The organism is Streptomyces sp. 71268 (assembly GCF_029392895.1).
Lineage (GTDB): Bacteria > Actinomycetota > Actinomycetes > Streptomycetales > Streptomycetaceae > Streptomyces.
Map to the genome: position 1 here is coordinate 6,382,831 of NZ_CP114200.1, position 24,061 is coordinate 6,406,891.

The following is a 24,061-nucleotide window of genomic DNA, read 5'->3' on the forward strand; positions in this document are numbered from 1 at the left end:
GCCGGAGGGAGTCCGGGCCGGCCCGCGTCGCGAACTCGACCGGGTCCAGCTCGCGCCCGGCTCGCGGGTAGCCGAGCACGACGCGGACCGGATCGCGTCCGACCGGACAACCCGGCCCGCCGCGCACGCCTCACTGCGGCGCGGGGCTCGCCTCGCTTGTCTCACGTGCCTCACGTGCCGCGCGCATCTTGAGGGCGTGCGGGTTGGTCCGGGAGTCGTACGCCATCAGCTTCGGCAGCGAGGCCGCCAGCAGCCCGACCGCCGCCACGCACGCGATGCCGCCCGTCCACACCGAGGCCCGCACGCTCGTCAGCGCGGCCATCGAACCCGCCCTGACCTGGCCGAGCTGTGGGCCCGTCATGTACGAGAGCAGCTCGATGCCGGCCAGTCGGCCGCGCAGCTCGTCCGGGATGGTCTGGTTCCACAGCGTGGACCGGAACAGGCCGCTGATCATGTCCGCGCCGCCCGCCACCGCCAGGCACAGCAGCACCAGCCAGATGCTCGGCAGCGCCCCGGCCGCGGCCATGGCCAGCCCCCACAGCGCGGCGCCGGCCGCCACCATCCGGCCGTGCCGGTACACCCGTGAGGTCCAGCCGCTGGTCAGGCTGACCAGCACCGAGCCGACCGAGCCCGCCGCGTACATCAGGCCGAGCGCCCAGGTCGCGTCCAGGTCGTCGGCGAGGAAGGGGAAGATCGCGTTCGGGTACGCGAAGAACATGGCGACCATGTCGACCGCGTAGGTGCCCAGGAGTTCCTTGCGCTGCCACGCGTAGCGGGCGCCCGCCCAGATGCCGGCCAGCGAGGGGCGCTGCGCGTCGTGCGCGGGCGGCGCCGCCGCGAGCCGCACCGCCAGCAGCGTGGAGACGACGAAGGTCAGCAGGTCGAGCCCGTACGCCACGGGCAGCCCGGCGAACGCGACGATCACCCCGGCGACCGAGGGGCCGACGATGGCCGAGAGCTGCCAGCGGATGGAGTTGAGCGCCGCGGCGGCGGTGAGCTGGTCGTGCGGGACGATCCGGGCCATCAGGGCGTCAAGGGCCGGTTGCTGGATGCCGGCCAGCGCGCTGGTCAGCCCCGCCACCACGTACAGCAGCCACAGCATGGGATGCGGCAGCAGGCTGTTGACCAGCAGCAGGACGGTGAGGACGCCGAGGCCCAGCTCGGTGAGCAGGATGAGCGTGCGCCGGTCCATGGCGTCGGCGAGGGCGCCGCCGTACAGGCCGAAGACGATCAGCGGCACGAGCTGCACGGCGCCGATCGCGCCGACCGCGAAGGCCGAGCCGGTCAACTCCTTGACCTGCAACGGCAGCGCGATCATGGTCAGGAAGCTGCCGAAGGAGGTCACGGCGCCGGCCATCCAGATCAGCCGGAAGTCCCGCGAGGAGCGCCACGGCGACAGGTCGGGGAGCAGTGCCCGCACGCGCCCGCCGGGCCGCGGCGGCTTGTCCGTGGCCCCACTGCCCTCGTCGCTCTCGCCCGCTCCGGCGTCCGCCGCGCCATCGGCCGGCCGGGGGATCTCGGCGACCCCACCGGTCTCGACAGCCTCGACGGGGGAACGATCAGCATCTGCCACGTCGGGCTGTTCGGGATGGGTCACGAGAGGTCATCGTCCGCCGACCAGCGAACACGGGCAACCGAATATCGATCGACCTCGCGTGCGACCGGCGCGAGGTCACCCGCCCTCACGGCACCAGCCCCCGCGCCAGCCTCAACCCCCGACCCCGCCCCGTTCCCGTGCCCGCTCCCGCGCCGCCGTGTCCCCGCCTCGCGCCTCAACGCCTCCCGCGCGCCGAGGCCCGTACGTACGCGCCGTAGAGAAGCTGCGCCACGCCGATGAACGCCAGCACCACGCCCACCTTGCGCAGCGTGATGACCGGGGTGTGCACATCCGCGGTGAACCGCCACAGGGCGAGACCCACCACGGCCGTCGCCGCTCCCTCGACCAGGTGCTTGCCCGCCGGTCGGCCGCCGTCGCGCGCGCTGTGCCACTTCTCGTACATCCGTACGCCCCTCTCCCCGCCGGTCCCTGCCGGCGCGCCTCCGTAGTGCGCCGCGCGAACGGCGCTCGACCAGGGGCTCGCGTAACCCGTTCGCACGCCGTCCGGCGGCCCTTCGGGCGAGCCGCGCCGGCGACTCGTTCGCGGCACCCGCCGACCGCCCCCGACCGGTGCCGGGCCGGGCGCGCGGGCGCCCCCTTCACGCCGTTCACGCTAGGTCTCGGCGGGTGCCCGCGCCTCGACCCAGGGCACGAGAACGCGACCGGTATGACTGCATCCTTTGGCGGAATCGCTCAGGCTGCGCCGCTAACTGTTCATGTGCCGTGTCTTGACGCTCTGTAATGCGGTCCTTATGGTCGCCGCACACAAGGGACGTCCTACGTCCTGTCGTTGGCGCTCGATTGCACCGGGGCATCGGGAGGGTCTGATGGCAAGCGATATGACGGCGTACAAGACCTACGAAGTGTCCGTCCCCTTCCGCGCCGGCACCGATGGGTACGCGAGCTATCGGATTCCCGCGCTGGTCGTCACGGACCGGGGCACCGTGCTCGCCTTCGCCGAGGGGCGGGTGGCCTCGTCGGCCGACTGGGGCGACATCGACCTGGTGCTGCGACGCTCCACCGACGGCGGGCGCACCTGGGGCCCGCTCCAGACCGTCAGCCGCAACGGCGACGGCACGGCGGGCAACCCCGCGCCCGTGGTCGTCGACGGTGGCCGGATCGTCCTGGTGCAGGTGCACAGCGCGGCCGGCGCCACCGAGGACCGCATCCGCCGCGGCGAGGTCTCGCCGGCCGACGGCCGGCGGGTGTGGGTGCAGGACAGCGACGACGACGGCGCGACCTGGTCGACCCCGCGCGAGATCACCGAGCACGTCAAACGCCCCGAGTGGCGCTGGTACGCCACCACGCCCGGGCACGCCCTCCAGTTGCGCCACGGAGCGCACGCCGGGCGCATCGTGGTCCCGGGCAACCACTCGCTGCCGCCCTCCGGCGCCGACAGCGGAACGGAGGGCAAGTACAACGGCGGCCACGACCTGCTCAGCGACGACGGCGGCGCGACCTGGCGGCTCGGCTACGTGGACGACAACCCGGACGGCTACGTCAACGTCAACGAGACGACCGCCGCGCAGCTCCCGGACGGCCGGGTCTACTTCAACACCCGCACCGACGCCGCCGCGCCCGGCAACCGGGCCGACGCCTACTCGACCGACGGCGGCGCCTCGCTGGTCAAGCCGTTCCGCCCGCAGGCCGGCCTGGTGACACCCGTCGTCCAGGGCAGCGTCCTGCACCTGGACCGCCCCGGCGCGCGCGGCGGCGGGACGCTGCTGTTCTCCGGGCCCGCGACGCCCGACTACCGGGCCCTGATGACCGTGCGGGCCAGCGACGACGGGGGCGTCACCTGGCGCACGGCGCACACCGTGGACGGCCTGCCGGCCGCCTACTCCGACCTCGCGCGACTGGACGAGGACACCGTCGGACTGCTCTACGAGACGGGTGACTTCAGCGCCTACTCGACCCTCACCTTCCGCCGCGTGCCCGTGCGGGACCTGACATGAGCGCGCGGGGACCCGGCCGGCGCACCGTCGTGGGCGCGGCAGCGGCCGCGGCGGCCGGGGCCGCGCTCGCCGGCTGCGGCGACGACGGCCACGAGGTCAGGGAGCGCAGGAAGGGCGAGAAGATCACGCTCAACTTCTGGTCCTGGGTGCCGGGCATCGAGAACCCGGTGGCGCTGTGGAACGAGCGCCACCCCGAGGTGCGGATCAACCTGGAGAAGGTCTCGGCGGTGGGCGGCGCCCAGTACGCCAAGATGCACGCCGCCGTGAAGGCCGGCGACGCCCCGGACCTCGCGCAGATAGAGTATTCGGTCGTCCCCAGCTTCCTCCTCGACAACGCCCTGGTCGACCTGTCGGCGTACGGCGGCGACCGCTACCGGTCCCGCTTCGTGGGCTGGCAGTGGCAGCAGTCGGTGTACGGCAGGTCCGTGTACGCCATCCCGCAGGACTCGGGCCCGATGGGCCTGTTCTTACGCCAGGACCTGTTCGACGAGTGGGGGATCAGGACGCCGCGTACCTGGGCCGAGTACGCGGACGCGGCCCGGGCGGTGCGCGAACACGGTGCCTGGATCGAGACGTTCTCGGCCACCAACGGCAACCGCTTCGCCGCCCTGGCCTGGCAGGCCGGCGGGCGCTGGTTCGGCACCCGGGGCGACACCTGGACCGTCGCCATCGACGACGCGCCCTCGCTCAGGGTCGCCGACTTCTGGAGCAGGCTCGTCGACGACGAGCTGATCAAGACCATCCCGGACCGGCAGAACGCCTGGTACAAGGACATCCAGACCGGTGACATCGTTTCCTGGCTGGGCGCGAGCTGGGGCGACGCGCTGCTGACCGGCAACGCCCCCGACACGGCGGGCAAGTGGCGGGCCGCGTCGCTGCCGCAGTGGAAGCGGGGCGAGAACGCGCAGGCCAACTGGGGCGGCTCGACCACCGCGATCTTCACCGACTGCACCTACCCCAGGGACGCCCTGGCTTTCGCCGTGTGGCTCAACTCCGCCCCGGAGGCCGTCCAACTGCTGATCAAGGGCGGCTACGGCTTCCCCAGCGCCGTCTCCGGCTACACCACCGCCGACCTGGAGGGCCGCCGGGAGTTCTTCGGCGGCCAGCACTACAGCCGGATCTTCATCGAGGCCGGCAAGGCCGTGGACACGAGCTGGAAGTGGGGGCCCACCGTGGACACCCTCTACCAGCGGCTCGGCGACGCGTTCCTGGAGGCCATCGGGGACGGCACCGCCTTCCGCTCGGTGCTGGAGAAGGTGCAGGGCGAGACCATCGAGGACCTCAGGGACAAGGGGCTCAAGGTCGAGGCCGGGCGAAGCTCGGCCAGCGGGTGACCCACCGGTGCGCGGGGCGCCCACCGCCGGGCCCCCGCCCCGCCCGCCAGGCCCGCTCCCACGCGCGTGACCCCGGCCGTCCGCGCGCCGCCCGCAGACCCCGCCGGACTGCCGGTCGATAGGAGTACCGCAACGTGAAGCGACCCACCCGCACCGAGGCCCGCAACGCCCGCGCGGCCCTCGGCTTCCTGCTGCCGTTCCTCGCGGTGTTCCTGCTCTGCTTCATCGCGCCCATCTGTTACGCCATCTACCAGAGCCTGCTCAAGGTCGAGCGGCCCGCGCCGCTGGGCATCGGCGGCCCGACCAACGAGGTGTGGGCCGGCCTGTCCAACTACGGCCACGCGCTGGAGGACGAACGGTTCATCAACGGCTTCGGCCGCGTGCTCCTCTTCGGCATCGTCCAGGTGCCGGTCATGCTCGTCTTCGCCACCGCGCTCGCGCTGCTGCTCGACGCCGCGTCCGCGCGCTGGGTCGGCTTCTTCCGTACCGCCTTCTTCCTGCCGTACGGCATCCCCGGCGTCATCGCCTCCATCCTGTGGGGCTTCCTCTACGTCCCCGGCATCAGCCCGCTGGTGGAGATCGCCGACTCGGCCGGCTGGCAAGTGGACTTCCTCGGCCGGGACGCCGTCCTGTGGTCCATCGCCAACATCGTCACCTGGCAGTTCACCGGCTACAACATGCTCGTGCTGATCGCCCAGCTCAAGGCCATCCCAGGCGACCTGTACGAGGCCGCGCGGATCGACGGGGCCAACGCCTGGCAGATCGTCCGGCACGTCAAGCTGCCGCTGATCAAGCCGGCGCTGGTGCTCACCACCGTCTTCAGCATCATCGGCACCCTGCAACTGTTCGCCGAGCCGATGGTGCTCCGCCCGCTCAGCACCTCCATCGACTCCGGCTACACGCCCAACCTGCACGCCTACAACGAGGCGTTCACCAGCAACAACCAGCACATCGCGGCGGCCGAGGCGGTCCTGCTCGCGCTGGTCGCCTGCGTGCTGTCGTTCGGATTCCTCAAACTCGTCGGCCGGGGCCCCCGGGACGGGAGGGACGGCAAGTGAGTCAGCAACCGCCGCTGCGGCACCGCATCATCACCCTGTCCCTGCTCTCGGTCGCCGCCATCTACTTCCTGGTGCCCGTCTACTGGCTCACCGTCTCGGCCACCAAGGACACCGGCGACCTCTTCGGCACCTTCGGCTTCTGGTTCGCCAATCCGCACCCCGTCGACTACCTGCGCGACGTCCTCACCTACGACGACGGCATCTACGTCACCTGGATGCTCAACAGCCTGCTGTACGCCGGCGTCGGCGCGCTGGCGGCCACCCTGCTGTCGGCCGCCGCCGGCTACGCGCTGGCCAAGTTCGTCTTCCGTGGCCGAGAGGCGATCTTCAACGTGATCCTGGCCGGCGTGCTCATCCCCGGCACCGCGCTCGCCCTCCCGCTCTACCTGCTGTTCAGCGAGATCGGCCTCGCCAACACGTACTGGGCGGTGCTCGTACCCAGCGTCGTCAGCCCCTTCGGGGTCTACCTCTGCCGGATCTACGCCTCGGCCGCCGTACCGGACTCGCTCCTGGAGGCCGCCAGGATCGACGGCGCGGGCGAGACGCGGATCTTCGGCACGGTGGTGCTGCGGCTGATGAGCCCGGCCCTGGTGACCGTCTTCCTCTTCCAGTTCGTCCACATCTGGAACAACTTCTTCCTGCCGCTGGTCATGCTCAACGACTCCGACCTGTACCCGGTCCAACTCGGCCTCGTCGGCTGGCAGGGCTACGCCGACCGGGCGCCGGAGCTGTACCAGTACACGGTCGGCGGCGCGTTCATGTCCGTCATCCCGCTGATGGTGCTGATGGGCGTGCTCCAGCGGTACTGGCGCACCGGCCTGGCCGAGGGCAGCGTCAAGACGTGAGCCGCGACACTACCGGCCAGTAAGGCCGGGCTGGCGCGCGGCTGGCAGGATCGCCGTATGACTTCTCCTGATGACACGAGCAAGGCCCCGGCACCGGCCGGGGGCAAGGCGCCGGCCAAGGACCCGTGGGAGCTGCCCGACGTGTCCGGCCTGGTGGTCGGCGTCCTCGGTGGCACCGGCGACCAGGGCCGCGGGCTCGCCTACCGGCTGGCCAAGGCGGGCCAGAAGGTGATCGTCGGCTCCCGCGCCGCCGAGCGCGCGCGGGCCGCCGCCGAGGAGCTGGGCCACGGCGTCGAGGGCGCCGACAACGCCGAGTGCGCGCGGCGCAGCGACATCGTGATCGTCGCCGTGCCGTGGGACGGGCACGCCAAGACGCTGGAGGCGCTGCGCGCCGAACTCGCGGGCAAGCTCGTCGTCGACTGCGTGAACCCGCTCGGCTTCGACAAGCAGGGCGCCTACGCCCTCAAGCCCGAGGAGGGCAGCGCCGCCCAGCAGGCCGCCGCGCTGCTGCCCGACTCGCGCGTCACCGCCGCCTTCCACCACCTGTCGGCGGTGCTGCTCCAGGACCCCGACATCGCCGAGATCGACGCCGACGTGCTGGTACTCGGCGAGCGCCGCGCCGACACCGACACCGTGCAGGCGCTGGCCGCCCGCATCCCCGGCATGCGCGGCGTCTTCGCCGGCCGGCTGCGCAACGCGCACCAGGTGGAGTCGCTGGTGGCCAACCTCATCTCGGTCAACCGCCGCTACAAGGCGCACGCCGGCCTGCGAGTCACGGACGTCTGAGCACCCCCGCCCGCCCCGCGCGCCCCGCGACCAGCGCGCGGGGCGGCGCACCCGGCCCCGGCGCCGCGCGCGGGTGGGGGACAATGGCGGGGACACACCCCCGCCCCGCAGGAGCCATCGCATGTCCGCCCAGTCCAAGCCCGACCCCGCCCGGCGCATCGCCCTGTACGCGCTCGTCGTGTGTGCCTTCGCCACCGCCGCGGCCGTCGTGTCCTTCGTGAAGGGGAGCTGGCTGGGCGTCGTGTGGGTCCTGTTGGCGGGGCTCACCAGCAACCTGTGGTGGATCTACCTGCGCAAGGTGCGCACCGAGCGGGCCGCCGCGCAGGGCGGGCTCGGCGGGCTGCCTCCCAGGTAGGCGCTCACGACAGGTAGGCACTCACGGCAGGCAGGCGCTCACCGCGTGGGTTGCTGCCAGGTGGGGGACCAGTCGAAGTCCTCCTTCTGCTCCTGCCAGAAGCGGAAGCTGTCCAGGCCGTACCGCGTCTCGAACTCCGACACCCCCAGCGCCCGCAGGATCGCGTCCACCGCGTCGAAGAACGCGTGGTTGACCTCGGGAATCCACAGCAACCCGAAGGCCGCCAGCAGCCCGAACGGCGCGAACGGCGCCGCCTGCCGGCGCACCCCGGGTGAGAGCCACGGCTCGATCACCCCGTAGCCGTCCAGGCCCGGCACCGGCAGCGCGTTGATGATCGCCGCGGTGACCTGGAGCAGCGCCAGGAACGCCAGCGCGGCCCGGAACTCCGGCGGCGCGCCGTCCAGCCAGCCGAGCCAGAACGGCGCGGTCAGCAGCAGCGCGCACAGCGCGTTCGTCAGCGGCCCGGCCGCCGAGATCAGGCTGTGTCGCCACCGTCCCCGGATGCGGTGTCGCTCGATGAAGACCGCGCCGCCCGGCAGCCCGATCCCGCCGAGCACCACGAACAGCAGCGGCAGCCCGATGCTCAGCAGTGGGTGCGTGTACCGCAGCGGGTTGAGCGTCAGATAGCCCTTCGCCCCGATCGACAGGTCGCCGCTGTGCAGCGCCGCGCGGGCGTGCGCGTACTCGTGCAGGCACAGCGAGACGACCCAGCCGGAGACGACGAACAGGAACACCGCGAACCCGGTGCCGCCCGCGGCCTCGGTCCACACCGCCCAACCCGAGACCCCCATGACCGCCACGATCGCCAGGAAGACGGGGCTGACACGCAGGTCACGGCGGGTGGCTGGCGCAGTCATCGGACGCGGCTCCAGGGATGCGGGCGAAGGGAGTGGGCGGTTCAGGGCCGGACAGGGCAGGTCAGGGCCGGACGGGGTGGCGCGGGGCCCGCGCGCGGCGGTGTCCCGGGCCGACGGTAGTCGGGGGCGGGGCCCGACGCGGCGAAAACGACGCGCGACGGGCACGGGGTTCCAGGCAGAGTGGGCCCGTGGGTACACGCAACGGGGATGTCGGGGGCGCGGGGTGCGGCGCCCGGCCGGCGCGGCGGCGGGTCGCGCCGTGCGCGGGCCGAAGCCGAGGACGGGGACGAGGACACGGGGAGCGCGCCGCGGAAGGGCTTGCGGGAGGTTTCGGAGGAATGCGACAACGCCCCGGCGCGCAGCGCCGCTTCCAGGCTGACGAACGAGGACCCGTGAACGTCGGCAGTTGGCCGTCGACCACAATGGACGGCGTGCGCTACGGCATACTCGGCACCACCCAGGCCCATCACGACGACGGCACCCTCGTCGCGCTCGGCGGCGCCCGTCTGCGTGCGCTCCTCGCGGCGCTCGCCCTGCGCCCCGGCCGGGTGTGCTCCGCCGACGCCCTGATCGCCGAGGTCTGGGACGCGGAGCCCGGCGCCCCCGGCAGCGCCCCACGGCAGGCCAGCGGCGCGCTCCAGGCCCTGATCGGCCGGTTGCGGAAGGCCATAGGACGCGCGGCGATCCTCTCCGTGGACGGCGGCTACCTGCTCCAGACCGACCCGGATTCCATCGACCTGTTCCGCTTCGAACGACTCGCCCGGGACGCCTCCGGCGCGCTGGCCGACGGCGACCCCGGCCGGGCCTCCGCCCTGCTCGACGAGGCCCTGGCACTGTGGCGCGGCCCGGCCCTGGCCGACCTGCCCAGCCGTACGGCGTCCGCGGCGCGGGCCGAGGCGCGGCACCTGGACGCGCGGCGCGACCGGGCCCGGGCCGACCTCGCCCTCGGCCGCGCGGCCCACGCCCTGCCCGCCCTCACCGAACTGTGCGAGGCCCACCCGCTGGACGAGCCGCTGCACGCGCTGCGCATCCGCGCCCTGCGCGACACGGGCCGCGCCGCGGAGGCGCTGGCGGCCTACGAACAGGTACGCCGCGAACTCGTCGACCGCCTCGGCACCGACCCGGGACCGGAACTGCGCGCGCTCCACGCCGAACTCCTCACCCCGGACGCCGGCCGCGCCCCGACCGACGGGAGCTGGCCGGCCGGCCCCGGTGGCCGGCCCGACCGCGCCGGCCGGAGCGGGCCCGGCATCCCGGCGGGCCCGCCCGAGCCGTCCGACCGGAGCGGACCCACCGGACAGGCCGGGCCCGCCGACCCGAGCGGCACCGCCGCCGAGAACGGTTCGCCCGGCCGCGCCGCCGGCTGGCCCGCCCCCGGCCAGCTCACCGGCCCTTCCCCGGTGACCGGCCACGACCCGCTGCCCGGCCCCGGGGAGCCGTCGGACCGCGACGAGTCGGCGGACCGCGACGCCCCGGCCGCGAGCGCGGGCCCGGACGTGGGTACGGGCCCGGTCGCGTGGACGGACCCGCGCCCGCACGCGGCCGTCAGCGCGGGTACGGGCCCCGGGTCGGCCGGGCGCCCTGTCGTGCACGGCACCGTGCACCCACCCGTGCCCTCCACCGTGCCGGCACCCCCGGGAGCGCCCGCCGCCACCGCCGATCCGCCCGTGACCCCCGCCGCGCCGGCCGCCCCCGGTGGTGGCCGGCCGGTGGGCAACCTGCGGGCGTCGCTCACCAGCTTCGTCGGGCGCGAGCGCGACCTGCACGCGCTGCGCGCGGACCTCGGCACGCACCGGCTCATCACGCTGCTGGGGCCGGGCGGCTCCGGCAAGACCCGGCTTTCCAAGGTGGCCGCCGCCAGCGTCGCCGACGACTGGCCGGACGGCGCCTGGCTCGCCGAACTCGCCCCCGCGCACGACCCCGACACGGTCGTCGAGACGGTTCTGACGACGCTCGGCGCGCGGGAGACCGTCATCCGCAGCACCGCGGCCGAGGGGCTGCACGCCGCGGCCGAACGGACCGCGCTCGACCCGCTGACCCGGCTCACCGAACACTGCGCGGCCCGCCGCATGCTGCTCGTCCTCGACAACTGCGAGCACGTGATCGAGGTCGCCGCCCAACTGGCCGAGACGCTCGTCGCGCACTGCCCCGGCGTCACCGTGCTCGCCACCAGCCGCGAGCCGCTGGCCGTGCCCGGCGAGGTCGTACGCTCCGTCGAGCCGCTGCCGCAGCCCGTCGCGCTGCGGCTGCTGGCCGACCGGGGCGCGTCGGCCCGGCCCGGGTTCCGCGTCGAGGACGACCTGGCCGCGTGCGCGGAGATCTGCCGCCGCCTCGACGGGCTGCCGCTGGCCATCGAGCTGGCCGCGGCGCGCCTGCGGCTGCTCTCGCCCCGACAGCTCGCCGACCGGCTCGACGACAGGTTCCGGCTGCTGACCACGGGCAGCCGCACCCTGTTGCCACGGCAACAGACGCTGCGGGCCGTCGTGGACTGGTCCTGGGACCTGCTCGACGCGCGGGAGCGGGCCGTACTGCGGCGGCTGTCCGTCTTCGCCGGCGGCTGCGACCTGGCCGCCGCCGAGGCCGTGTGCGCCGACGACCCCGCCGGGCCCGGCGAACCGGTCACCGCCGCGAACGGCGGCGCGGGCAGCGGTGCGCACGCGGGCGTCGACCCGCGCGACGTCGCGGCCCTGCTCGGCTCCCTGGTGGACAAGTCGCTGGTCGTCGCGGCCCCCGCCGAGGCGAGCGGGCCGGGCGCCCCGGACGCCGGCGCGCCCGGCCCGCATTCCCCGACGGGCGGGCGCGGGGCGGTCCGGGACGCGGGAGCGCCCGGGTCGGGCGCGGGCGGGCGGGGCGATCCGGCGTACGACGACGGGATGCGCTACCGGCTCCTGGAGACGGTCGCCGAGTACGCGGCCGAGCGGTTGGACGAGGCGGGGGAGCGGGTGGCCGTGGAGCGCCGGCACCTGGTCGCGTACCGCGAACTCGCCCGCCGCGCTGACCCGTTGCTGCGCGGCGCCGCGCAGGTCGCTTGGTTGTGGCGGCTTGAACTGGAGCACGAGAACCTGCGTACCGCCCTGCGCCGGGCCGTCGCCGCCGGCGACGAGCAGGAGGGGCTGTGTCTGGTGCTGTCCCTGAACTGGTTCTGGCACCTCCGGGATCACCGCGCCGACCTGCGCACCTGGGCGGCGGCCGTGACGGAGCTGGGGCCCAACCCGTTCCAGGCGCCCGTCACGCCGGCGCCGCCGCTGCTGGCGCGGGCCACCGACGCGCCGCCGCCCATGCCGCCCGACCAACTGTGGGAGGCGCGGCGCAGCGTGCGTCTCATCGGGCTCGCCCTCCTGGAGGGCGACCTGCGCGGACTCGAAGACCCCGCTTCCCGGGGGGAGTTGCGCGGCGTGGTCGCGGCGTACCGGCCGGGGCTGCCGCAGACCTGTCGACTGCCGGGCCTGCTGTGGTTCATCGCGCCGCTGGTCGTCGGCGACTCCGCGAGCCTGCGCGAGATCGTCGACGCCTCCGTACGGGCCGGCCGGGAGATCGGCGACCCGTGGGAGTTGGCGTTCATGCTGCAACTGCGGGCCAAGGTGCTCGCCGCCCAGCACTTCGACCCCACGAGCCTGGACCGGGACATCGGCGAGAGCCTGGAGATCTTCGCGCGGCTCGGGGACTCGTGGGGCGCGGCCGAGGCGCTGTCCGGCCGCGGCGCGGCGCGTGAGGAGCGCGGTGAGTACGCGGCGGCGACCGCCGACTACCAGGAGGCGATCGGTTACGCCGAGCGGCTCGGCGCGCAGACACAGGTGTGGCTGCTGCGGGCGCGGCTCGCCGGCGTGATGATCAAACGCGCCGCGAGCCCGCGGGAGACCGAGCAGGGCGTGCAGATGCTCGTCCAGATCATGACCGACGGCCAGCGCACGAACACCGAGGCCGTGTCGTACGCGCGCCTGCACTACGCCGTGTGGTGCGCCGAAGCTGGCCGCTACGCCGAGGCGCGCGCCCATTTCGAGCACCAGCTCACCGAGTTCGGCGGCCGCAGCCACGAGCTCTTCCAGGGAATCATGGAGGGCCTGTTGGCCTGGCTGGACACGTTGGAGGGTCGGCCGGCCGAGGCCCTGCGGCGGCTGCGGGGCGCCCTGGCCAAGACCCGGTCGGCGGTGGGCTGGCTGGTCGCGCCGCAGGTGCCGGTCGCCCAACTGGTGACGGGCGCGCACGCGTTGACCGCGCTCGGCGGCACCGACCGGGCGCGCGTGGCCGCCCGGCTGATCGGCGCCCACGACGCGCTCTTCCCGCCCGGCGTGTGCCTGGCCCGCACGCACCAGGCGGAGCGCGCCGAGGCGGAGCGCTCGGCCCGGGCCGAACTGGCCGAGGCGCGGTACGAGCGGGAGTACGCGGCGGGCCGCGGCCTCTCCCTCGCGGAGGCCGCGGCCCTGATCTGACGCGTCGCTGACCGAGGCAGGCCACCGGCTCGGCCCCCGCGCCGCGGTGTGCGGCGTGCGGCGCCCGACGTCCCCCGCGCGGCCGCCGGGTGTCCTACCCCCGCGGCCGCCGGTCGGGAGACTGGCCGGCCCTGTCACGGCTCAGACCTTCGTGCGGAACTTGCGCACCGCCAGCGGGGCGATCACCACGGTGATCCCCACCGACCAGGCCAGCGTGGCCAACACCGGGTCGGCCACCGCGCCCTCGCCGTTGAGCAGGGCACGGACCGCGTCCGCGAGGTTGGACAGCGGGTTGTAGTCGGTGAACGCCTGCAACCAGCCCGGCATCGTCCCGGTCGGGGCGAACACCGAGGACCCGAACTGCAGCGGCATCAGGATCAGGAAGCCGATGCCCTGCACCGCCTGCGGGGTCTTCATGGACAGGCCGAGCAGCATGAAGATCCACGTGAGCGACGTGCCGAAGGCCAGCGCGAGACCGGCGGCGGCCAGCAGCTCCAGCGGGCCCGTCTTCAGGTCGAAGCCGATGATGAACGCCACCAGCAGCAGGATGGTCGAGGAGACCAGCATCCGGCCGCCCTCGACTATCAGCTTGGCCACCAGCACCGAGGAGCGGGCTATCGGCATCGTGCGGAAGCGGTCCATCACCCCCTTGCTGAAATCGTCGTTGATGCCGGTGCCCACCGACATGGCGATGTTCAGGCCACCCATGGCCAGCAGGCCCGGGATGACGTAGTTGGTGTACACGTCGCGGTTGCCGCCGAGGCTGCCACCGACCGCGCCGCCGAAGACGTACACGAACAGCAGCGTGAAGATGATCGGCATCAGCATGGCGTCGACCATCGACCCCGGGTCCTGCTTGATCTGCATCACGTTGCGGCGCGCCAGGGCGCCGATGTGGCGCAGGTTCCCGCGCAGGCCGATCCGGGCGTCGTCGGACGTCCTGCCGGTCGGGCCGCGCTGCTGGTCCGGAGCCTTGTCCGGAGCCGTGATGGTTGCCGCGCTCATGCGGCGACCTCCTCAAGCTTGTTCTGGTCCTGGCCCTGCTCGGCGTCCGAGGTCTTGCGGCCGGTGATGGCCAGGAACACCTCGTCCAGGCTGGGCAGATGGGTGTCGATGCTGGAAATGGTGAAGCCGCGCTGGCTGAGCAGCCCGACCAGCGCCGTGAGCTGCTCGTCGCTGACGATCGGCACGCTGACCAGGCCCTCGGCCTCGTCGGCGCGCGCGCCCGCGACGCCCTCGAGGCCCGCCTGTGCCACGGCGCCGACCATCCGGTGCAACTGCTCCGGGTCGGCCGGGCGGATCTGCAGGGTCCGGCCGCCGACCTTCGCCTTCAGCTCGGCCACCTGGCCGCCGGCGATGACCTGGCCCCGGTCGATGACCGTCAGCTCGTTGGCCAGTTGCTCGGCCTCCTCCATGTACTGCGTGGTGAGCAGCACCGTGGCGCCGTCGCCGACCATCCGGCGCACCTCCTCCCACACCTCGTTACGGGTGCGGGGGTCGAGGCCGGTCGTCGGCTCGTCCAGGTACAGCACCTGGGGGTTGCCGATCATCGACGCGGCGAGGTCGAGCCGGCGCCGCATACCGCCCGAGTACTGGCTCGCCGGCCGCTTGGCGGCCTCGGTCAGCGAGAACCGCTCCAGCATGTCGTCGGCCCGCTTGCGGGCCGCGCGGCGCGACAGGTCGAGCAGCCGCCCGATCATGTAGAGGTTCTCCCAGCCGGAGAGCTTCTCGTCCACCGACGCGTACTGCCCGGTGAGGCCGATCGCCCGGCGGAGCTGGCGCGGCTGCCGCCGCACGTCGAAGCCGGCCACCCGGGCGCTGCCGGAGTCCGGCTCGACCAGCGTGGAAAGGCAGCGCACGAGCGTGGTCTTGCCCGCTCCGTTGGGACCGAGGACACCGAGCACGGTGCCTTCCTTGACGTCGAGGTCGACGCCGTCGAGCGCCTTGGTCGTGCCGTAGTGCTTGACCAACCCCCGTACCTCGACCGCGTTGCCACGGCCGGGACTTGTCTCGTGTGGTGAGTTTTGCGAACGCGTCATGGCGCAACGCTCTCAGACACCACTGACAATCGACCTACAGGCCACCGACGGCCAGCCGACACCCGCGTGTCGGCGGGCTGTCGACCGTTCCTCCGCCCAGGCCCTGACCTGCCGTTTGTGCTTTCGTCAGAATCAAACCCCGGTCGGCTTACAACCGATCGACTTCGGCCACTCCGGGGCCGGTCGCCGCTGAGCCCGACCGCCGCCGCGCGCGCCGCGACGTTCGGGCCGGGCCCGGGTGAGGTACCCGGGCCCGGCCCGACCCTGTCGCGCGTGCGGCGCCTCAGCGGAACGCGTGCTCAGGCGCCGGGTAGGTGCCGCCGACGACCTCGTCGGCGAAGGACCTGGCGGCGTCGCCGAGGGTCTCGCGCAACCGCGCGTACTGCTTCACGAACCGTGGCACCCGGCCGCCGGTCAGGCCCGCCATGTCCGTCCACACCAGCACCTGCGCGTCGCACTCCGCGCCCGCGCCGATGCCCACGGTCGGCACGTGCAGCGAGCGCGTGACCTCGGCGGCCAGCTCGGCCGGTACGAGTTCGAGCACGACGGCGAACGCCCCCGCGTCCTGTACGGCCTTGGCGTCCCGCAGCAACTGCGCGGCCGCCTCCTCGCCACGGCCCTGGACCGGGTAGCCGCCGTAGGCGTTGACGGACTGCGGGGTGAGGCCGATGTGCGCCATCACCGGGATGCCGGACCGTACGAGCAGCTCGATCTGGTCGGCCGAGCGCTCGCCGCCCTCCAGCTTCACCGCGCCCACGCCCGCCTCCTTGACCAGCCGGGTCGCGCTGCGCAGGGCCTGCACGGGGCCCTCCTGGTACGCGCCGAAGGGCAGGTCGCCGACGACGAGGGCGCGCTTGGTGCCGCGCACCACGGCCGCGGAGAGGATGGTGATCTCGTCCATCGTGACCGGCACGGTGGACTCGTAGCCGAGGTGGCAGTTGCCCATCGAGTCGCCGACGAGCATGACGGGGATGCCCGCCTCGTCGAAGACCGACGCGGTCATCGCGTCGTAGGCGGTGAGCATGGGCCACTTCTCGCCGCGCTCCTTGGCGGCCGCGATGTCCCGGACGGTGATCCGCCGGGTCCCCTTGCCGCCGTACAGCGCCTTGTCGCTCGCGGGCGCGCCGGTGCCCGGTGCGGCGGCGGGCGCGGCCGGTGTGACGGGTGTGGCTGGTGTGGTGTGTGCAGCCTGTTGCGAGGCATGCGTCGTCATGACATGGCTCCGATTTCGTCATCTCAAGGCGCCCTCACGGCGTCCCTGGACCGCCTCCATGCTGGCACGCGGCCTACGTGCTGCGGAAGGGTCGTCCGCCCTCGTTCGTCCCACGCGTCACGCCCGCCATCTGGACAGCGGTGGGCGGGGCCGGGCCGCGCCCACACCGGGAGCGCGCCGCCACCGCGCCGACGCGGTGTCCACGCGACCGCCCGGTCCCTCCCGCGCCCACGCCGGAGCCTGGCCGAAAGCCGGTCCGGAAGTTGATCATCCGCTCGTGGCGCTACGTAAAGACTTTCCAATACGAGACGGTCTCGTATCGAAATAGCCGTAGCCTGGGCGCCATGGCAACACCTTCCGACATAGCCACGGTCCGCACCGTGCCCGAGGCGATCCACCGCAGGCGGTGGGCGATCCTCGTCGTCCTCATGTTCAGCGTGCTGATCGTGGTGCTGGACAACTCGATCCTCAACGTCGCCATGAAGACCATCTCGTCGCCGGAGCCGACCGGCCTGGGCGCCACCCAGAGCGAGCTGGAATGGGCGATCAACTCCTACACCCTCGTCTTCGCCGGGCTGCTCTTCACCGCCGGCCTGTGCGGTGACCGGTACGGCCGCAAGAAGGTCCTGCTCGCCGGCATGCTGGTGTTCGGCATCGGCTCGGTGCTCGCCGCGTTCTCCGGATCGCCCGGCGAACTGATCACCTACCGGGCCGTGATGGGCCTCGGCGGCGCGCTGGTGATGCCCGCCACGCTGGCGATCCTGATGAACGTCTTCGAGCGCGACGAGCAGCCCAAGGCCATCGGCATCTGGGTCGCCGCCGTCGGCCTCGCCATCGCGATCGGCCCGATCACCGGCGGCGTCCTGCTCGACCACTTCTGGTGGGGCTCGGTCTTCCTCGTCAACGTCCCCGTCGTGATCGTCGGCCTGATCGCGATGGTCGTCCTGGTGCCCGACTCGCGCGACCCCAAGCCCGGCCGCCTCGACCCGATCGGCGTGCTGCTGTCCATCGTGGGGCTCATCTCGCTCGTCTACGGGATCATCAAGGGCGGCCAGCTGGCCGACTTCACCGACCCCGAGGTGCTCGGCACCATCGGCCTGGGCGTGCTGGTGCTGGCGCTGTTCGTCTGGCACGAGAAGCGCAGCGACCACCCGGCCGTCGACGTCAGCTACTTCCGCAAGCCGGCCTTCTCGGCCGCCATCGCCGCCATCGCGCTGGTCTTCTTCGCGCTCATGGGCGTCACGTTCTTCATCGTCTTCTACACCCAGAGCGTGCGCGGCTACACCCCGCTGGAGTCCGGCCTGTTGCTGCTGCCGCTGGCCGTGGCGCAGTTGCTCTTCGCCCCACGCTCGCGCCTGGTGGTCGAGCGCTTCGGAGCGCGCGCCGTGTGCACCGGCGGCATGCTGGTCGTCGCGGGGACCCTCGCCGGCTTCCTGCTGCTCGACACCGACAGCCCCATCTGGGTCCTCGAGGTGCTCTTCTTCCTCCAGGGCGCGGGCATGGCGCACATCATGCCGCCCGTCACCGTGGCGATCATGCAGGCCCTGCCGCGCGACAAGGCCGGCTCCGGCTCCGCGCTCAACAACACGTTCCGGCAGGTCGGCGGCGCCCTGGGGGTCGCCGTCCTGGGGTCGCTGCTGTCGACCACGTACCGTAACGACATCGAGGACGAACTCGCCGCCGTACCCGGCCTCTCCGACGCCCAGCGGCACACCGCCGGCGAGTCCATCGAGGCCACGCTCGGCGCGGTGCAGCGGATGGGGGAGCAGGGCAGGGCGCTGGTCGAGCCGGCGCACGACGCGTTCATCCACGCCATGCACGTCACCGCCCTCAGCGCGGCCGGCGTCGCGCTGCTCGGCGCGCTGGTCGTCGCCGTGTTCCTGCCCGGCAAGAAGGCCGGCGCGGGGCCCGGCCAGACGCCCGGCGAGGGGGCCGGTGAGGAGTCGGCCGCGCGGGCGGACGGCGCGGGCGCGGCCGGCGGCGCCACGGAGCGCGGACAGGACGAGCCGAACACGCTGGAGGCACACCGGTGATCCCCACGCCATCCGACGTCGAGCGGGCGTCCGACCGGCCCGACCCCGCACCCGGGGAGGGGCCCGCCGAAGTGGCGGCCCCCTCGGGGGCCGGCGGTGCCGCGCGGGCCGAGGCGTCGGGTGGCGGGGCGCCGTGCGGTACGACGCCCTCGGTCGACCCCGCCGCGACGGAGTGCCCCGTGGGCCTGCCGGCCCCGGTGGTGCCGGGGGAGCGGCGGGGGCGGCCACGGAGCGCGGCGGCCGACACGGCGATCATCGAGACCGTGCTGCGCCTCCTCGAAGAGGGCGTCACGGTCGGCGAGTTGTCCATGGAGCGCATCGCGCGCGAGGCGGGCGTCGGCAAGGCCACCGTCTACCGCCGCTGGTCGGGCAAGCCCGCGCTGATACTCGACGTGATGCGCGCCCTCGACGCCGACCCGCCGGCGCCCGTGGGCGAGTCGGTCCGCGACGACCTGGTGCGGTTGCTGGAGTTCCTCCGCCAGCGCGGCCTGGCCAAGCGGCACTCGGCGCTGCTGCGCACGGTGGTGACGCAGGTGAAGGCGTATCCGGAACTGTGGCGCACGTACCACGAGACGGTGGTGCACAAGCGGACCGAGTTCCTGCGCGCGGTCCTGCGGCGCGGCGTCGAGCGCGGCGAGATCCGCGCCGACCAGGACGTGGACTTCCTCGCCGAACTCTTCGTCGGCCCGATGCTCTCGCGGATGCTCCTGCACGAGTGGATGGACCTGCCCGACGGGCTCGCGGAACGCATCGTCGACACGGTGCTGGACGGGGTCCGTCCGCGCGGTTGAGTGTGACGGACGGGGCCGCGAGGCTTCGCACTGACGGGTGAGGCCGGTGGGTCGCGGGTGACCCTCCGCGTTGGGCAGGTTTCGGCCAGCCATGGCGGTGGTCACGGACCGGGCCGGCGGCCACCCGTGTGCGCCCGCCGCGTCCGCGCTCCCACGGCGCCGGCCGGCACGTACGCCGATTTGTGCCTGTCGTGTCACAGCGCCCGGCTCAGGCCCGCGCGGCGGAACCCGGGCCCGCCCGTCACTCGTCCTCCCTTTCGAGACGTCCACCCGGGGCGTCGGGAAACGACCTGGTCATCGCCTATGGTCTAGGCGGTGGCGGGCCGGTGAGCTAGTGAGGACGACGCATGGCGCAGGCGTACGCGGAAGAGACCGGGCACGACCGGGACGAACCCGGACCGGTCCGCTCCCGGGTGCGTCGCCTGATCGGTTCCCGGGGGCGTCGCCTGGTCAACGGCTGGCGGGGGCGCGACGTCTGGCGGCGCGGCCTGGTGGTGGCGGGATTCGCGGTGCTGCTGGCGCTGTTGATGATCCTGCACGCGCAGGTCCCCAACGACGTCGGCAACCTCGGCAGCCTGCTGGAGACGTTCCTGCCGTGGATCGGCATGGTGACCATTCCGGTGCTGCTCGCCTGCGCGCTGTTCCGCAGGTCGGCCAGCGCGTTGGTGGCGCTGCTGCTGCCGGTGATCGTATGGCTGAATCTCTTCGGTGGCCTGCTGACCAGCAAGTCCGGTTCCGGCGGGGACCTCACCGTCGTGACGCACAACGTCAACGCGGACAACTCCAACCCGGCCGGCACGGCCAGGGACGTGGCGGCGTCCGGCGCGCACGTGGTCGCGCTGGAGGAGTTGACGGCCGACGCGCTGCCCGCCTACGAGCGGGCGCTCAAGTCGGCGTACCCGTACCACACCGTCAAGGGCACGGTCGGCCTGTGGAGCGCGTACCCGATCAAGGACGCGCGGGCCGTGGACATCAAGATGGGCTGGACCCGCGCCCTGCGGGCCACGGTCGCCGCGCCCAAGGGCGAGGTGGCGGTGTACGTGGCACATCTGCCGTCGGTGCGGGTCAAGTTCGACGCGGGGTTCACGGCGGGCCAGCGCGACGACAGCGCGGAGACCCTCGGCAAGGCCATCTCCCACGAGCGCCTGGACAAGGTGATCCTCCTCGGCGACCTGAACGGCACCATGAACGACCGCGCGCTCGCCCCCGTCACCTCCCAACTGCGCTCCGCGCAGGGCGCGGCGGGCGACGGCTTCGGCTTCAGTTGGCCCGCGTCCTTCCCCATGGCCCGCATCGACCAGATCCTGGTGCGCGGCGTGGAACCCGTCTCCGCGTGGACCCTGCCGGAGACGGGCAGCGACCACCTGCCGGTGGCGGCGTCGGTCAACCTGTAGCGCCGGCCTTCCCGGCCTCCCTGGCCGCCGGGCCGAGCCGAGCCGGGCGCGCGGGCGAACCGGGCGTGCGGGCGGACCGGGTGCCGCGCGCGGGCGGCGCGGTCGCGTGGAACGCCCGCCCCGCCGCCCCGCACCGTCCGGGCCGCCGCCGCTCAGTCGCGCGGAACCTCGCACGCGTCGCCCTCGCACGCGGCGCCGCCCTGGCCCGCCTGGCCCGCGCCGGCGTCCTGGCTGGCGGCGGCGGGCGCGGCACCGGCCGTCTCCCGGGCCACCTGCTCGAAGACGCGCAGGAAGGTGTCCGCCTCCTGGCCGCCCTGGACGGCCCACTGCCCCTCGAACACGAAGGTGGGCACGGCGGTGACGCCACGGGCGCGGGCCACCTCGATCTCGTCCAGCACCTCATCGTGCAGCTCGTCGCCGTCCAGGAACTCGGTGACCGGGTCGCGGTCGAGCCCGACCGCGACGGCGGCGTCGGCGAGCTGCGCGCGGTCGCCGATGTCCATCCCCTCGCCGAAGTGCGCGGCCAGGAGGCGCCCCTTGAGTCGCGCCTGGGCCTCGCTCCCGTACGTGTCGAGCACGTACCGCAGCAGCCGGTGGGCCAGCAGCGAGTTGTTCTCCACGACCGTGTCGAAGTCGAAGACGAGGTTCTCGGCCGCGCCCAGCTCCGTGATCCGCGCGTCCATCTGCACGGACTGCGGCCCGTACTTGGCCGCCAGCACCTCACGGTGCGGCAACGGCTCCTCCGGGGCGCCGGGGTCGAGCTGGAACGGCCGGTAGACCACCTCGACCTGGTCCGCCTGCGGGTACGCGGCCAGCGCCTGCTCGAAGCGCGTCTTACCGACGTAGCACCACGGGCAAGCGATGTCGCTGTAGATCTCGACCTTCACTGGGCTACTCCTTGTTGCCGCACTGATCCGCTGCTGCCTTGACATGCTCTTGAACATTCAAGCGTTCCTGGTGACAACCAGACCGCGCGACCGAGTATTCCCGGGGGTGAGTGGGGGCGCCTCCCAGAGTGAGGCCGCTCACCGTGGGCCCGACGGGGTCGGCCCCTCACGCGAAGTCGAGAGGGTGCGTGCCCACCATGTCGGCGAGGTGCGTCAGGGCGTCACGCAGGCTGGGGGGCGCGTCGCGGTGCCTGCGCCCCCGCTCCGCCGTCCGCCCGAGGGAGGAGCGGACGCGCTGAGACGAGCGTGCCCGCACGGCCGCGATGACCTGGTGGGTGAGCGCGTCGGCGTCGCGCCAGGCGCGCTCCCGGAGCAGGCAGTCGAGCAGGCGCGCGTCGCTCATCCCCGCATGGCCAACCGGCACCGTCGCCGGACCGTTGACCACCCGCTGGAAAACCTCGATGGCCTCGCCCGTACGACCGGCGTCCTGGAACACGTGCCCCAGATGCCCGTCGATCTCCTCGGGCGTCACCCACCATGCCCAGTACGGGTCGCTCTCGCGCGTCCCGTCCTCCAGCAGCGAACGGGCGGCCGACAGGGCTTGGAGCGCCTCCGTGGTGTACGCCAACCCGGCCAGGCCCTTGGCCTCCCGGACCCGGAAGATGGCCTCCACGCGGGGCGAAAGCGCACCCTGCGCCAGCACACCTCGCGTGACGGCCAACGCCTCGGGGTGGTTCCCCGTCCACTCGCCGCACATCGCGATGTTCTGCCGGATCAGCAGTTCCATGCTCGCGTCGCCGGCCTCTCGGGCCAGAGCCAGGGCCGTCTGGTTGGCTCGCCGCGCGGCGGCGTGTTGCTCGACGTCGAACAGTGCCCACCCGGCCACCTCGGCCAACTCCGCCGCCGCGGAACGGATGTCACGCCCGTGTCGTGGGTCGTAGTCGGCGCGGTCGAGCCGGTCGCGCACTATCCGGAACGCCCGTACGGCCGGCTCGGCCACGGGCACACCGAGCGGCCCGTTGTCCAGCGCGACGAGTTGCTGGGACGCCTGCCGAATGGCCTCGGCGAAGTCGGCTCCCCGGGTGTCGCTGATGCGGAGGGGGGAGTCGGTGAAGGGTGGGGGGCCACCGGCGGGGGTCGTCATCAGCTGATCCCCCTGCCCATCCAGCCCCACGCGGTACGTTTTCCCCAAGGAGGAAGATGCCCTGTGGCCATGCCCATCCTCACCACCACCGGCGCCCGCATCGCCCGCGAGCGGAAGATTCGCGGTCTGACGCAGCGAGCCCTGGCTGATCTGTCCGCCGTCAGCTACTCGACGTTGACGAAAGTCGAGCAGAACCGCATGCCCGCCAGCCCCTCCGTGTTGGGAGCCTTGGCGCGCGCCCTGTCGATCTCCGTGACGACGCTGACGGGTCAACCGTATCTGGAGGAGCTGCGCCAGGATCAGCTCGACGGACTGATACAGCCCATTCGCGAGGCCCTCAACATCTACGACCTGGGCCCCGATCCGGACGTCGCCCCTCGGCCCCTGGCTGAGTTGAGCGAGGCCGCCGACCAACTGTGTGCGCTGGTTCGGGCCACCGAGATCAAGCGGGTGGCGGCGGACCTCCCAGCGCTCCTGCACGAGACGACCACGACCGCACACACCCACCCGAGCACGCAGGCGTGGACGGTGCTCGCGAGCCTGTACCGCACCGCGTACGACATCACAACCAAGCTCGGCTTTCCGGATCTGTGCAGTGTGGCGCTCGACCGGTTGGAGTGGGCGGCGCAGCGGGCCTCCGATCCGGTACTCAGCGGGATGCGGCAGTACCTGCGTGCCCTGGCCTATTTCCGGGCCAGTGACTACCGAACTGGCAAACGCCTCATCGCGCTTGGCATGGGCGTACTGGACCAGGCGGAGCCCGGGCGGGTGAAGGACGTGCTCCAGGGACAACTGCACCTCGGGGCGGCGGTCCTCGCGGGGCGCGACAAGGACCAGGACACCGCGGAGGAACACCTGGCGGAGGCGAAGCGCATCGCCACGCGGACGGGCCACGCGGAGAAGGTCCACTGGCTCTCCTTCGGGCCGACCAACGTCGAAGTCCACCGCGTCAGCGTGCTCGCCGAGTTGGACCTGTACCCCGAGGCCGTCTCCTCGGCCAAGGCCGTGGCGTTTCCCGAGGGCTGGCCACCGTCGCGGCTGGCACACCACTACGCGGAACTGGCCCGGGCGCAGATGTGGACCGGGCAGGCGGACGCCTCGTTCCAGAGCCTCGTCAAGGCGCGCAAGCTAGCCCCACAGCAGACGCGGTACCACCCGACGGTGCGCGAGACGTACGCGGGGCTCGAAGCGGCGAAGCGCCGGATGTCGAACTCGTTCAACAACTACGGAGCTTGGCTGGGCTGGTAACCACTCACGCTGCGTTACGGCTAGGGCCAGAACTGTCATCGGGATATGGCAGTTCTGGCCCTATGTGTCAGCAGGCTCAAGGCGGGACTCCATCC

At 73.0% G+C, this 24,061-nt stretch carries 19 protein-coding genes; 11 read left to right on the forward strand and 8 right to left on the reverse strand.

Annotated features, from left to right (window positions below; translation table 11 throughout):
* Nucleotides 1-130 precede the first annotated feature (130 nt).
* Together OYE22_RS25410 and OYE22_RS25415 are read right to left on the reverse strand one after the other, a co-directional pair.
* Nucleotides 131-1,420, reverse strand: a complete 1,290-nt coding sequence (locus tag OYE22_RS25410; RefSeq protein ID WP_277324315.1) for an MFS transporter — start codon at nucleotides 1,418-1,420, stop codon at nucleotides 131-133.
* Between the two features lie 352 nt (nucleotides 1,421-1,772).
* Entirely contained in the window at nucleotides 1,773-2,000 is a 228-nt protein-coding gene (locus tag OYE22_RS25415) for a DUF5708 family protein (protein WP_277322555.1), read from the reverse strand.
* 424 nt (nucleotides 2,001-2,424) lie between these two features.
* Here OYE22_RS25415 and OYE22_RS25420 point away from each other — a divergent pair, with 424 nt between their 5' ends.
* From OYE22_RS25420 to OYE22_RS25445, 6 genes are all read left to right on the forward strand, one after another.
* A complete protein-coding gene (locus OYE22_RS25420; RefSeq protein WP_277322556.1) occupies nucleotides 2,425-3,552 on the forward strand; it encodes a sialidase family protein in 1,128 nt (375 codons plus the stop codon).
* A complete protein-coding gene (locus OYE22_RS25425) occupies nucleotides 3,549-4,886 on the forward strand; it encodes an extracellular solute-binding protein (protein ID WP_277322557.1) in 1,338 nt (445 codons plus the stop codon). Before OYE22_RS25420 ends, OYE22_RS25425 begins: the two co-directional genes overlap by 4 nt.
* A 134-nt stretch (nucleotides 4,887-5,020) precedes the next feature.
* Nucleotides 5,021-5,944: a sugar ABC transporter permease gene (locus OYE22_RS25430; RefSeq protein ID WP_277322558.1), complete on the forward strand. Its 924-nt coding sequence runs from the start codon at nucleotides 5,021-5,023 to the stop codon at nucleotides 5,942-5,944.
* Nucleotides 5,941-6,789, forward strand: coding sequence for a carbohydrate ABC transporter permease (locus tag OYE22_RS25435; RefSeq protein ID WP_277322559.1), 849 nt, complete (start codon nucleotides 5,941-5,943; stop codon nucleotides 6,787-6,789). Before OYE22_RS25430 ends, OYE22_RS25435 begins: the two co-directional genes overlap by 4 nt.
* A gap of 57 nt (nucleotides 6,790-6,846) precedes the next feature.
* Complete coding sequence (gene npdG, locus OYE22_RS25440) at nucleotides 6,847-7,575, forward strand: NADPH-dependent F420 reductase (RefSeq protein ID WP_277322560.1); 729 nt, start codon at nucleotides 6,847-6,849, stop codon at nucleotides 7,573-7,575.
* A 121-nt stretch (nucleotides 7,576-7,696) separates the two neighbouring features.
* Nucleotides 7,697-7,930: a hypothetical protein gene (locus tag OYE22_RS25445; protein WP_277322561.1), complete on the forward strand. Its 234-nt coding sequence runs from the start codon at nucleotides 7,697-7,699 to the stop codon at nucleotides 7,928-7,930.
* A 38-nt stretch (nucleotides 7,931-7,968) separates the two neighbouring features.
* On the opposite strand, the gene OYE22_RS25450 is transcribed toward OYE22_RS25445, so the two are convergent.
* Entirely contained in the window at nucleotides 7,969-8,787 is an 819-nt protein-coding gene (locus OYE22_RS25450) for a site-2 protease family protein (protein WP_277322562.1), read from the reverse strand.
* Nucleotides 8,788-9,209: 422 nt separating this feature from the next.
* On the opposite strand from OYE22_RS25450, the gene OYE22_RS25455 reads away from it, so the two are divergent.
* On the forward strand, nucleotides 9,210-13,217 hold the full coding sequence (locus tag OYE22_RS25455) for a BTAD domain-containing putative transcriptional regulator (protein WP_277324316.1): 4,008 nt from the start codon (nucleotides 9,210-9,212) through the stop codon (nucleotides 13,215-13,217).
* Between the two features lie 141 nt (nucleotides 13,218-13,358).
* Here the strand turns inward: OYE22_RS25455 and OYE22_RS25460 are convergent, their stop codons facing one another.
* From OYE22_RS25460 to panB, 3 genes are all read right to left on the reverse strand, one after another.
* Entirely contained in the window at nucleotides 13,359-14,222 is an 864-nt protein-coding gene (locus OYE22_RS25460; RefSeq protein ID WP_277322563.1) for an ABC transporter permease, read from the reverse strand.
* Nucleotides 14,219-15,256: an ATP-binding cassette domain-containing protein gene (locus OYE22_RS25465; RefSeq protein ID WP_277322564.1), complete on the reverse strand. Its 1,038-nt coding sequence runs from the start codon at nucleotides 15,254-15,256 to the stop codon at nucleotides 14,219-14,221. The genes OYE22_RS25460 and OYE22_RS25465 overlap by 4 nt, the downstream gene beginning before the upstream one ends.
* A gap of 283 nt (nucleotides 15,257-15,539) precedes the next feature.
* Entirely contained in the window at nucleotides 15,540-16,469 is a 930-nt protein-coding gene (gene panB, locus OYE22_RS25470; protein ID WP_277322565.1) for a 3-methyl-2-oxobutanoate hydroxymethyltransferase, read from the reverse strand.
* Between the two features lie 344 nt (nucleotides 16,470-16,813).
* Between panB and OYE22_RS25475 the strand changes: the two genes are divergently transcribed.
* From OYE22_RS25475 to OYE22_RS25485, 3 genes are all read left to right on the forward strand, one after another.
* Nucleotides 16,814-18,502: an MFS transporter gene (locus tag OYE22_RS25475; RefSeq protein ID WP_277322566.1), complete on the forward strand. Its 1,689-nt coding sequence runs from the start codon at nucleotides 16,814-16,816 to the stop codon at nucleotides 18,500-18,502.
* A gap of 179 nt (nucleotides 18,503-18,681) precedes the next feature.
* Entirely contained in the window at nucleotides 18,682-19,293 is a 612-nt protein-coding gene (locus OYE22_RS25480) for a TetR/AcrR family transcriptional regulator (RefSeq protein WP_277324317.1), read from the forward strand.
* A gap of 347 nt (nucleotides 19,294-19,640) precedes the next feature.
* The gene (locus OYE22_RS25485) at nucleotides 19,641-20,687 is read left to right on the forward strand and encodes an endonuclease/exonuclease/phosphatase family protein (RefSeq protein WP_277322567.1); all 1,047 of its coding nucleotides are present in this window, start codon (nucleotides 19,641-19,643) and stop codon (nucleotides 20,685-20,687) included.
* Between the two features lie 152 nt (nucleotides 20,688-20,839).
* Here OYE22_RS25485 and OYE22_RS25490 read toward each other — a convergent pair whose 3' ends face one another.
* Together OYE22_RS25490 and OYE22_RS25495 are read right to left on the reverse strand one after the other, a co-directional pair.
* Nucleotides 20,840-21,574, reverse strand: coding sequence for a DsbA family oxidoreductase (locus OYE22_RS25490; RefSeq protein WP_277322568.1), 735 nt, complete (start codon nucleotides 21,572-21,574; stop codon nucleotides 20,840-20,842).
* A gap of 166 nt (nucleotides 21,575-21,740) precedes the next feature.
* Nucleotides 21,741-22,718: an XRE family transcriptional regulator gene (locus OYE22_RS25495; protein ID WP_277322569.1), complete on the reverse strand. Its 978-nt coding sequence runs from the start codon at nucleotides 22,716-22,718 to the stop codon at nucleotides 21,741-21,743.
* A gap of 69 nt (nucleotides 22,719-22,787) precedes the next feature.
* On the opposite strand from OYE22_RS25495, the gene OYE22_RS25500 reads away from it, so the two are divergent.
* The gene (locus tag OYE22_RS25500) at nucleotides 22,788-23,966 is read left to right on the forward strand and encodes a helix-turn-helix transcriptional regulator (RefSeq protein WP_277324318.1); all 1,179 of its coding nucleotides are present in this window, start codon (nucleotides 22,788-22,790) and stop codon (nucleotides 23,964-23,966) included.
* The last annotated feature ends 95 nt before the right edge of the window (nucleotides 23,967-24,061 follow it).